This is a genomic window from Hyalangium versicolor (assembly GCF_020103695.1).
GTDB lineage: Bacteria > Myxococcota > Myxococcia > Myxococcales > Myxococcaceae > Hyalangium > Hyalangium versicolor.
In genome coordinates this window covers 418,382-429,496 of record NZ_JAHXBF010000006.1, presented here as the reverse complement: position 1 = coordinate 429,496, position 11,115 = coordinate 418,382, and the positions used below count along the sequence as shown (strand labels likewise).

At 69.5% G+C, this 11,115-nt stretch carries 6 protein-coding genes; 2 read left to right on the top strand and 4 right to left on the bottom strand.

Annotated features, from left to right (window positions below):
* Positions 1–102: 102 nt before the first annotated feature.
* On the top strand, positions 103–2,151 hold the full coding sequence (locus tag KY501_RS15490) for a serine/threonine-protein kinase (protein ID WP_224363764.1): 2,049 nt from the start codon (positions 103–105) through the stop codon (positions 2,149–2,151).
* A gap of 39 nt (positions 2,152–2,190) precedes the next feature.
* Here the strand turns inward: KY501_RS15490 and KY501_RS15485 are convergent, their stop codons facing one another.
* Complete coding sequence (locus KY501_RS15485; protein WP_224363763.1) at positions 2,191–2,967, bottom strand: transglycosylase domain-containing protein; 777 nt, start codon at positions 2,965–2,967, stop codon at positions 2,191–2,193.
* Between the two features lie 57 nt (positions 2,968–3,024).
* Between KY501_RS15485 and KY501_RS15480 the strand changes: the two genes are divergently transcribed.
* On the top strand, positions 3,025–3,720 hold the full coding sequence (locus KY501_RS15480) for a ferredoxin reductase domain-containing protein (protein WP_224363762.1): 696 nt from the start codon (positions 3,025–3,027) through the stop codon (positions 3,718–3,720).
* Here the strand turns inward: KY501_RS15480 and KY501_RS15475 are convergent, their stop codons facing one another.
* The 3 genes from KY501_RS15475 to KY501_RS15465 all read right to left on the bottom strand — a co-directional run bounded on the left by KY501_RS15475 (position 3,721) and on the right by KY501_RS15465 (position 10,975).
* Positions 3,721–5,316 carry a WD40 repeat domain-containing protein gene (locus KY501_RS15475; RefSeq protein WP_224363761.1) on the bottom strand — a complete coding sequence of 532 codons (1,596 nt, stop codon included), beginning with the start codon at positions 5,314–5,316 and terminating at the stop codon, positions 3,721–3,723.
* Positions 5,313–7,463 (bottom strand): penicillin-binding protein activator, encoded by a 2,151-nt coding sequence (locus tag KY501_RS15470; protein WP_224363760.1) that lies wholly within the window; start codon positions 7,461–7,463, stop codon positions 5,313–5,315. Before KY501_RS15470 ends, KY501_RS15475 begins: the two co-directional genes overlap by 4 nt.
* A 347-nt stretch (positions 7,464–7,810) precedes the next feature.
* Positions 7,811–10,975 (bottom strand): protein kinase domain-containing protein, encoded by a 3,165-nt coding sequence (locus KY501_RS15465; protein ID WP_224363759.1) that lies wholly within the window; start codon positions 10,973–10,975, stop codon positions 7,811–7,813.
* Positions 10,976–11,115 lie beyond the last annotated feature (140 nt).

Genomic DNA, 11,115 nt, shown 5'->3' with positions numbered 1-11,115 from the left:
GAACAGGCGCTCCAGAGCGCCTGTCGGCCTGTCTGCTTTCCTAGAGACGACAGATCGGCGACAGTCCCGCAGTCTGCTAGGCTGCGAGCCCTGAATTCCCCGATGGCCTCCGCGCGCACTTGTGAAACCTGTGGTCTCGAAGTTCCGCCCGGCGCCGGTGTGTGCCCTCGGGATGGGACCGTGATTCTTTCGTCCTATATGGCCCGGGACGAGGATGACACGCAGATCGAGGCGCTCGCGAAGGTGTGGGGCGATGAGCCCCCCTCCCGAGGCCGCAACGCTCCCTTCGCCTGGGGCGAGGAGGCCCCGCCGAGGGCCGCCCAGGCCCCGACGGACATGGAATCCTCCGCACCTGCCTCCTCCCTGTGGGGAGAGGAACCTCCCACGCGAGATCCACTCATTGGCATGAAGCTGGGGGAGTACGAGCTGCGCTCGCGCATCGGCGTGGGCGGCATGGGCTTCGTCTATGACGGCATCCAGCCGCTCATTGGCAAGCGCGTGGCCGTCAAGGTGCTGCGCCCCGAGCTGGCCCAAGCCCCCGAACAGGTGGCCCGGCTGCTGGCCGAGGCCCGCGCCGTCAACGCCATCCGCCACCGCGGCATCATCGACATCTTCGGCTTCGGCCAGGTGCCGGACGGACGGCAGTACATCGTCATGGAGTTCCTCGACGGGCAGCCGCTGGATGGCTACCTGGCCGAGAAGGGACGACTGCCGCCCACCGAGGCGCTCTCCATCCTGGACGAGGTGCTGGCCGCGCTGGGTGCCGCTCACGGCGCGGGCGTGGTGCACCGCGACTTGAAGCCCAGCAACATCTTCCTCGTGCGCGAGCCGGGCGGCACGCGCTACGTGAAGCTGCTGGACTTCGGTCTCGCCAAGCAGGGCCAGAGCGGCGCCACCGCGCGCACCGCGCAGACGCGCACGGACATGGTGGTGGGCACGCCCGAGTACATGGCGCCGGAGCAGGCCCGCGGCCAGGCCGTGGGCCCGATGACGGACCTGTACGCCATGGGCGTCGTCACCTTCGAGATGGTCACCGGCCGGCTGCCTTTCATCGGCACCTCGCCGGTGGACCTGCTCATGAAGCACGTGGATGCGCGCCCGCCGCGGCCCTCGGAGTTCGTCCCCGAGCTGCCGCCCGCGCTGGATGCCTTCATCCTGCAGATGCTGACGAAGGATCCCGAGGCGCGCCCCAGCTCCGCGGACGCCCTGCGGCAACAACTGCACCGGCTGCGCCGCACCATGCTGCGGCCCACGCGCGCGCAGACTTCCGCCAACAATGGAGCGACCGGCGGCACGCGCATTCCCACGCCCGGGACGGCGCCCACCGCGTTCCCGCCCGAGCCCGCTCCGGGGGCTCTCGCCGGCGCCGCGCTCGCTGCCGCCGCCTCAGCGCCCCCGGCAGCTCCCTCGACCGAGGTGGCCTCCCGGGCTCCCACGACGGAAGTCCCGAAGCACTCCGAGGCCGAGACGATCCCCAATGAGATCGTCAAGGTGGAGGACGCGGCGCCGCGCCCCAAGTCGCGTCCGGTCTCCATCGCGCCCGAGGTGCTCCCCGCGCAGCTCCGTGCCGCGAGCGGGCCCTCGCCCATGCGGCGCCTGCTGCCTGTGCTGGGTGGCGCTGTCGCCGTCCTGGCCGCTCTCGGGCTGTTGTTCTGGAATCGGAGCCACCCTTCCACGGACGAGAAGCCTCCGGCCGTAGTGACTCCGTCCAACCCGGCCACGACTCCCGACAAGACCGGGCCCCAGACACCGCCTCAGCCGGCACCGGTTGGGACCAACCCAGCGCCCGATACGCCGCCGGTGGCGCCAACCCCGGTGACTCCGCCTCCCACCGTCACGCCCACCGAGCCTCCGAAGTCGCCGGAGGAGGGCAAGACCGTGGCCCAGTCCGAGACGCCGAAGCCCAAGAATCCCCGGCCTCCTGGAGGCAATGTCCCTGGCGCGTCCGAGATGCTCGACAACATCAACCGGCTCGAGCGGGACCTGGAGGCGCGCCTCGCCGCGGGCCAGAAGATCCAGGGCGCGGATCTGGCCCGCAAGAAGTTCAAGGAGATGCGGGCCGAGACGCGCAAGGCACGGGACGCCGAGGAGCTCCGCGAGGTCGCCAAGACGCTCGACTTCCTGGAGAAGAACCTCCTGAAGCGGCAGTAGGCCCCGGAGCGCTCCGCGCCGCCCGAGCGGGGGCCCTGCCTACTTGCGCTGCGTGCAGAACACCGGCTGAGCTATCGCGTTGTTGACCTTGTCCGGGCTGAGCAGCTGCGCATTCATCGTGTACTTCAGGATGAGGTCCCGGTTCTGCTTCATGATGGCGGGGTTCACGCAGGTCTTCAGATCGTTGTAGTAGCCGTACGGCGGCAGCACGAGCTGCAGCTCGGCCAGCTCCGACAGCGAGAGCTTGTCCAGCTCCTTCCCGAAGAGCTTGAAGGCCACGTCCTCCACACCCACCACTCCGCGCTCGAAGGTGATGATGGCCAGGTCGTACGCGATGAGCTGATCCTTCTGGAGGAAGGCGTGGATCTTGTTGGCCGCCACCGTCAGCTCGGTGTTGTCGCGCACGCCCAGCTTCCAGGCGATGCGGAAGGCCAGGATGCGCTCACAGCCGCCATCTCCGGGAGGCTGGCCGCCCGTGGCCAGGCCCAGGAAGAGCCGCCAGGCCCACGCCGTCCCGTCCTCGCGCGGCGTCTGGAAGAAGCGCGGGCACCCCATCTGGGTGATGTAGAGGGCCACCAGATCCTTGGGCAGCCGGGTGAAGTCCGGGTGGTTGAACTCGATGGAGCGATCCGGCTTCACGTACATGCCAGCCACGAGGCTCATCCGCTCGCCTTCGATGCTGTGCTTGAGCTTCTTCTCGATGTCGAACTCGCTGTCCATCGTGGGCAGCTTGCTCGCGTTGTAGAGATAGGAGATCGGGATCAGCACCCCGGCCAACCCGAGCAGGAACAGGACGAACCAGATAATGGCCTTCACCCCTCCAAGGCTACCAGGGCAGCGTCCGGCCTGCTCGCGGGTTAAAACGGGAGAGACATGACGCAATGGCACCCGGCCACCCTGGTGGCCCGCTCGCCCTCGGCAGATGGGCTGACCGACTTGACGCTCGATCTCTCGGAGACCCCGCTGAGAGGCGCCCATCAGCGTCCTGGCCAGTACGTCCACCTGCGTCTGCCCGGCCATCCCGAGGAAGGGCTGTTCGCCCTGGCCTCCCCGCCGGGCAACTCCGGGCGATGGGATTTCCTGGTGAAGGAGGGCAGCCCGCTGACGAGCGCACTGATCCACCTGCCAATGGGGGCCTCGGTCGAGGTGAGCCACCCCGAGGGCCGCGGTTTCCCGCTGGAGCAGGCCCGGGGCAAGGCTCTGCTCCTGTTCGCCACGGGCTCGGGCATCTCTCCCATCCGCTCCGTCATCGAGAGCATCCGCCGGGAGCGCCGGGAGTATGGGCGGGTGACGCTGTACTTCGGCGTTCGCACGCCGAGCGCGTTCGCCTACGCGCGGGACTTCGAGGCATGGGAGCAGTCCGGCATCCACGTGGTGCGCACGGTGAGTCAGCCCGGCGCCAGTGGGTGGCAGGGGCTCACCGGCTACGTGCAGGGGCACCTGGCCGAGGAGCCGCTCTCCGCCGACACGATGGCCTTCGTCTGCGGCCAGCAGGAGATGGTGACGGGCGTGGTGCAGGCGCTCCAGGCCCGCGGGCTGCCCGCGAGCTCCATCTCCCAGAACTTCTAGTCAGCGCCGCTCCACCGTGGGCGAGGCGTAGAGCACCTGGAAGAGCGCCGCGGCCGGATCACTCTCCTGATCGCCGATGGGGTTCTGCGGCGTCCACGCGGCCACTCCCACCCAGCGCCCGTCCGGGCTGAAGCTCACCCGGCGCACGGACCAACCGAACTCGCGCTCGGCCACGGGCTGCTCCTGGCCTTCGGAGAAGAGCAGCAGGTTCTTGTCCCAGCCGCCCGTGGCCAGCGAGTGCCCATCCGGCGAGATGCTGGCGCTGGACACCACGCCGCCGTGGACGGACCACTTCTTGAGGATCTTCCCGGAAGAGGCCTCCACCAGCGCGCCCGCGTTGAAGGGGCCCTTCGGCTCCTCGACGCCCTTCTTCTCGCGCTCGTAGACGGCCCGCGTGCGCTCGGCCTTGTCCTGCGAGAAGGCCACGCCCAGGCGCTGACCCTTGGCATCCACGGTGACGTCGTTGACGTAGCCCTCGAAATTGAAGTCCGCCTGCGGCGCGAGCACCAGGCCCTGCGTCTCCGCTCCAGGGGCCGAGCCCGCCTTCGCGGTGAAGATGGCTTCGCGGGTGGACTCGTCAAAGGCGATGTCGAAGCGCTCGGTGAAGGGAGCGCCCAGCACACCCTGGGCTCCTGTGGGCACGCACACGTCGCACACCGCGATGTCCACTCCCTCCATGGGCAGGGACTTGAAGCGCAGGGACTGGGCCTTCGCCAGCTTCGCCACGGTATTGCCCAGCGGCGTGGGCACCGTGAGCGTGTCCTTCAGGAAGGCTACGTCGATGCCCGCCTGGGTGGCTGCCTCGGTGGTGAGGAGGATCGCCGGAGCACGCGTATCCAGCGCGAAGCTGACCTGCGCCTTGCCGTTCACGGCGCCACGCACGACGGCGAAGCCACCGCGCCGATCGAAGATCACCCGGGCCTGATCTGGCCGCAGCGCCTCCTCACGGGTGGCCCACACGCGCAGGTGCTTGTCCCAGCCCCCTGAGTACAGTGTCCCATCCTGCGCGAAGACCAGCGCACTCACTTGCCCCGCATGGGCACGGGACTCGAAGGCGAAGGAGAGCTGCGGCACGGTGAAGACCGAGACGAGCCCCTTCACACTGCCCACCACGATGTAGCGGCCGCTGGGGTGGAAGGCCACCGCGGTGAGCGGCTCCTCGGTGAGGATACGGCCCTTGGGCTCGCCGCTGGCGGCATCGAAGAGGCGCAGTTCCCCGTCACGCCCCGCCGTGGCCAGCAGCGTGCTGTCCGCAGAGAAGGCCACCGCCTCCAAGTCGTACTCGTAGGAGTTGACGTTCTTGTCGGACACGAGCTCCGGCGGCGTGCCCAGCTTCCACAGGCCGAGCAGGTAGAACTTCGAGCCCAGGTGCGTATACGCCACGCGCGAGCTGTCCGGCGAGAAGGCCAGGGACCAGACGAAATCCTTGTTGTTGAGCAAGGGCCCGTCCTCGAGCCCCTTCGCGTCTCCCGCCAGGTAGCCGCCCGGTGACTCCGCCAGCCGTGAGAGCGTATCCGCCGACAGCGCGGGAGGCCCATGCGCACAACCCACCCCGAACACCAGCACCGCGGCGAGCAGGAGACGCATACGGCTCATGTTCCCGAGCCTCCCGCCGCGGGAGTCGCCTCGGGAGGCAGCTCCTTCACGCCCCTGCTGTCCACGGACAGCAGGAAGAGGGGCTTCACGGCCTCGCGCTTGTCATCGAAGGAGGTGCGGCCCGTGGCGCCCTCGAAGTTCTTCAGGTTGATGAGCGCCTCGCGCATGTCGCTGCGCGAGGCCGGCTTCTGCTTCTGGATGATCTGCCGCAGCATCAGCGCCGAGTCGTAGCCGATGGCCTCCAGCAGGCCCGGCTCCTTGTCCACGTCCTTGTAGGCCTCGCGGAAGGCCTGGACGAACTTGCGCGTGGGCGGCCGCTGCGAGTCGACGAAGAAGCCGTCCACGTACACGGAGCAGGTGACGAACTTGCCACCGCGCTCGATGAGCTCCGGCAACCCCGAGCGCCCCTTCGGGCTGCTCCACGTGTTGGTGCCCAGCAGCGTCACCGTCTTCAGGTCCTTCTTGCCCGTCGTCTTGCGGATGCGCTCCAGGTCCCTCGGGTCGCACGCGTTGGTGACGATGTCCTCCACCGCGAGCGCCGGACCCACCAGGCTCACGCGCTTCCAGTCGTCCGGGATGAAGATGGCGTCGAAGTCGATCACCGGCTCCACGCTGCCCTTGAGCTTCTCCACCGCCTTGCGCTTGCGGAACGCGTCCAGGCTCTCGCCCTGCAAGTCGCGCATGCCCTCAAGGTAGTCGGCCCGATCCTCCAGGTAGTAGCGGCCGACCAGCTTCTTGGCCTCGTTGGTGAACGTCGTCTGATCGTGCGCATAGCTCTCCGCGCCGCGCACGGTGCCGCCGTTCTGCACCACCTCGTCCCAGAAGCCGTTGGCCAGCTCCACGCCATAGGGGATGTTGGGGTAGAGCACCGCGAAGCGCTTGAAGCCGCGCGTCTTCATCGCGTAGTCCGCGATGGCCTGCGCCTGCGCGGAGTTGGTGAGCATGTTGCGGAAGACGTAGGAGCCGATATCGGTGATGCCCTCGGTGCGCGTCATCGTCAGCAGCGGCACTTGGAGTTCCTCGGCCACCAGCGCGGCGCGGCGCGAGTCATCCGGCAGCAGCGGACCCAGCACGGCGATGGCGCCCTCGTCGAAGGCGAGCTGCTCCATGGCCTGACCGGCCAGCATCACCTCGCCCTGGGTGTCCTTCACCACGAGCTCGATGTCGCTGCCATTGAGCGCCAGTTGCACGCCGCGCAGCACCGCCTCGCCGATGGGCTTGAAGCGCCCCGTCATGGGCAGCAGGACGCCCACCGTCTTGGGGCGCACGTCCACGCGACGGGTGGAGCGCGACAGCAGCTCCCGGGCCTGCCCGGCGAACGGATGGTTGGGGGCCTCCTGGAGGAAGCGCTGCAGGGTCTCCTCGAGCCGCGTCCAGTCGCGCAGGTGGTAGTAGATGCGGGCCAGCTTGAAGGTGAGCACGGGCCAGGCCGGGTGCCTCGGGGACATGCCATCCGCCACGCGAGCGATGTCCATGAAAGCCGCACGGCCCTCCACCAATTGCTCCACGCGGGCCACGGCGGCGGACTGCTCCTCGGGCGTCTTCGCGTCTCCGGCAACCTTCACCGCCATGTCGAGCGCCGCGCCGTACAGGCCCGCGCCCTCCGCGGCGCGCTCGGCGTCCGCGATGAGCTTCTGGCGCTCTGCGCCCTCCGCCTTCTCGGCGAGGCTGGAGAGCGTCTGGTAGGCATCCCGGTAGGCGCCCACCTCCAGCGCGGAGAGGGCCAGCTTGTGCTTGGCGTCCTCCGCCTGCGAGAAGAGCGGGTTCTCGAAGAGCAGCTCGTTGAAGGTCTTCCGCGCGTTGGCGTAGTCCTCGGACTCGAAGTAGAGGACACCGGCGCGGTAGAGCGCCTCCTGGCTGGCGGTGGTCTCCGGGTATGCCTTGCGGACGCCCAGGAACACCTCGGCCGCCTGCTTCTTGTCCGGAGCCCGGGCCGCGTTCTCGATGGCCTGCGCCAGCGCCGCATCCGCCGTCGAGTCCTTCCTCGCCTCCACGCGGGGCTTCGTCAGGAAGGTGGTGCCCTCCTCAGGCGGACCTTCGGTGCCGCTACCGCCTCCTCTCACGGGTTGGGTCGTCTTCGGACAGGCCGTCAGCAGCAGTGCCAGCGCCAGCCCCAGGGCACGGCGCGTAGTGGGGAGGACTTCCATGGTGGGGGGGTGCATAGCAGTGTGGGTGCGCCTCCGTCGACAATCGAGAGACCGGAAGATTCCGGGGGAAACGTCTCGGCGCCTGCAGTGCCCGTGCCCCTTCCAAGTGCCTGACACTCCGAGGGGTTATCCCGGAGTTGCGGGCGGCGAACCGCACCGTGAGGCCCGGAGTGCGGGTGACGCAGCGACTCCTATCGGACATCGCGCCGTGAGTGCTCGCCTCCCTGCTCTGCCGGGAGGCCGGAGCCCATGAGAGGAGACCCTCCGGGCGCGGTTCGGCCCCACTGGTATGGCGGTCCTACCAGTTGGGTCCTCCAGCGCCGCCCAGGGGCAGCCACCTCGAACTCCTATCCCGCGACCGCCGACAGGGAGCGCCGGGGCTGGAGGGCGCGGCGCACCTTGGCCGCGAGCACGTCCGGGTTCACCGGGTAGGTGAGCACGTCATCCGCTCCGGCATCGAGCCCCGCCTCCACCACGCTGGGATCCTCGGGAGGAGCGAGCAGGAAGATGGGCAGTTCGAGCGTGGGCCCGGAGGAGCGCAGCGAGCGGGTGAGTGCGGCGCCCTCCCCGTCCGGCAGGCGAGAGCCCACCACCAATGCTTGGGCACCACCCGCCACCAACTCTCGAGCGCGGGCCGCCGACTCCGCGAGCAGCACCCTGACGCCCTCCGCGAGGAAACGAGCCTGGAAGGTGGCGGAGCGGGCCGGATCAGGTTCCGCCAACACCAGAGTGGGCGAGGTGGCATCCCCGAGCACCAGCTCAGCCACCTCGGCGGCCAGGGCCTCCAGGGCCGTGGCGGGCACCCGCCCCTCTTCCCTCAAGCGCACGAGGGCACGCGAGGCATTCTCCGGCGTGAGTGCGCCCGTGCCCAGCGTCTCCATCAGCGCTGTCGCGGCCGTGAGCGCCTGGGACGCGCGGCCAGGCTGAGACGTACCCGAACCTTCGGTGGGAGCGCCGAGCACCGAGGCCAGCTCTCCCGCATCCCGTCCAAGCACTGCACGCACGGCCTCGCACTTGGGCCTCGCGAAGGAGTCCTTGCCCTCGAGCCGCGCCGCGCAGGCCATGGCATAGGCCGCGGCCGAGGCCCGCTCGGCCTCCGCCCTGCCCGCTCCGAGCCGAAGCGCCAGGCGCCGGGCCAGCTTCGCCAGCACCGCGCCCTGCACCCCCGCGCCGCCCAGGGCCGCGAGGGCCGCATCCAACACCCGGGCATGCAGCCGCGCCGCACGCCCCAGCGGCCCGGCCTCACCACCCAGTGCCTCGGCCAGCGAGGGCAGCACGCGCACCTCCATGCCAGGAGCCGCCACGAGCAGTCTCGCCACCACCGCAGGCGTGTCCTGAAGGGTGTCACTCGCGATGAGGGCCACCTCGATACCGCCCAGGGCCACCGCGCGCTCGGCCTCCGCACTGGAGCTGCCGGCGGCCGCGACGCCCTGCCGCGAGAACAGGCGCACCGCCGCGTCCCGCTGCTCTGGATCATCCGCCACCACCAGCAGCATGCGCGCCAGGGAGCGAGGTGGAGCCCGCGTCGGCTGCGGCGCGGGGGCAGGAGGTGGCGCTGCCGGCTCCGGAATCTGCAGTGGCGGCAACTGCGGCGGAGGCGGCGAGAAGGCCTCCTCGTCGAGAACGCGCTCGCGGGTGCGCGTGTGCTTGTCCGCGAAGGGTGTCACGCCGACCTGCGTCTCCGACGCGCTCACCTTCATCATATTGCCCCAGTCGAGTCCGACCGGTGGCTCCTCGCCTCGATAGAAGCGGTTGATGGTGCGGCGGATGGCACCCTCGCTGGCGAGGATGCCCCTCACGGCATAGCCGGTGCGGAACTGGAGCTCATCCAGCCGATCCAGGTTCTGCGGCTCGCGCATGGCGCAGAACAGCTCCTTGCCCTGCAGCGTGAGCGGGACGGCCTCGAAGCGCTCAGCGTGCTCCATCGGCAGCAGCGACAGCAGCGGTGTGGGCACGGGCAGCGTGCGCAACTGGTGCTCGGCGATGAACGGAATGCCGAGCTGCTCACCAATGGCGGCCACCAGCTCCTCGTCCGTGACCAGTCCCTCGGCCACGAGCCGCTCTCCCAGCTTGCCGCCCTCGCGGCGCTGCCGCTCGAGCATGCCTCGCAGTTGCGCCTCCGAGAGCTTCCCCGCGGCGAGCAGAAGCTCTCCGAGTGGGCGACGCACCGACGGACGCGGGCGCAGTGCACCGAGTTGCAAAAGCTGGGCGGTCGCCGAGCGCGGAGGCAACACGATGCGAGGTGCAGCCTCTGGAGGCTTCTGCGGCAGCGGCACCGGCGTGAGTCGCCGGCCCGGCTCGGGATGGGCTGCTGCCACCTGTCCCTGCGCGGGAGGCATGGCAGGGCGTTGCAGCTCCGGCCGACTGTTCGTGCGGATGGCCACCGTCTTGGCCCCAGCCATCGCGGCAGGCGCCGGAGCCTGCTGCTGCGGAGCGTTCGGGATGGGAGGAGGCGTCCTCGGCGCCGCGGGGCGCTGCGGCTCCTGCCACGCGGCTCTGATTGGAAGCGTGCGAGACCCTGCCGGCGGTGATCCCCCTTCCATCCCCAGGCGGATCTCCTCGCCCCGAGGCTCCACCGTCCCGGCCGGCGAGTTGTCCAGCGGTGAGCGCCGTCCCGGGAAGCAGCGGGCGAAGAGCCTCGCCACGTCCTGAGGCCCCACACGCAGGCGGTGATCAAAGAGGAAGTTCTGCAGCGCGTCCGACATGTCCCGCGCGCGCTGGAATCGAGCCACCGGATCCGGCGCCAGGGCGCGTGTGACCATGCTCCACAACGGCGCGGGAACGCCGGGCACCGGCACCACCGTCTTCACATCAAAGGACGAGATGTTGCGCAGGATCTGGAAGTACTCCGGCCCACTGAACAGCTGCTGGCCAGAGAGCAACTCATAGAGCAGCAGCCCGAGCAGGAAGAGATCCGCGCGCTGATCCACCGTGCCACCGCGCACCTGCTCCGGAGCCAGGTAGCCCAGCTTGCCCTTCACCACGCCTGCCTGGGTGCCGCTCTGGACGTTGGCGGCCTTGGCGATACCGAAGTCCGCGAGCTTCACCTCTCCCGCACTGGCGATCATCACATTGGACGGGTTGATGTCGCGGTGGATGATGTTGAGCGGACGGCCCGATGCGTCGAGCTTCTCGTGGGCATAGGCCAGACCCTCGGCCACCTGCTGGACGATGAAGCACACCTCGCGCAGGCCCAGCCCCACCTGCTGCGCGGCGGCGGCCCGCTGGAGCGTCCGGAGGTTCTCTCCGTCGACGAACTCCATCACCATATAGTACTGGCCCCGCGCCCCACCCAGATCAAACACCTGGACGACGTTGGCGTGCTGCAGGGAGACCGTCAGCTTGGCCTCGCGCAGGAACAGCTCGATGAACTCCTTGTCCTGCGCGAGCGAGGGCAGGATGCGCTTGACCGCGACGGGCTTCTCGAAGCCCTCGGCTCCGACGACCTTCGCGAGAAAGACTTCCGCCATGCCGCCCGCGGCCAGCTTGCGGACGAGTCGGTACAAGGCCACGTGAACTCCCCCCGACCTGGTGGTGGTGGCGGGCGAGATGTGCATGGCCTGGCGAGTTGGTGAGTGCCCGCTCAGTATGATCTCGACGAACGTCGAGTCGCGGGCACTCGCGCGTGCTGGCGCTGGACGAACCGTCGAAG

Bases quoted from the DNA above. Each gene is read 5' to 3' on its own strand.
- KY501_RS15480 (WP_224363762.1), top strand. From the start codon at position 3,025: ATGACGCAATGGCACCCGGCCACCCTGGTGGCCCGCTCGCCCTCGGCA.
- KY501_RS15490 (WP_224363764.1), top strand. From the start codon at position 103: ATGGCCTCCGCGCGCACTTGTGAAACCTGTGGTCTCGAAGTTCCGCCC.
- KY501_RS15475 (WP_224363761.1), bottom strand. From the start codon at position 5,316: ATGAGCCGTATGCGTCTCCTGCTCGCCGCGGTGCTGGTGTTCGGGGTG.
- KY501_RS15470 (WP_224363760.1), bottom strand. From the start codon at position 7,463: ATGGAAGTCCTCCCCACTACGCGCCGTGCCCTGGGGCTGGCGCTGGCA.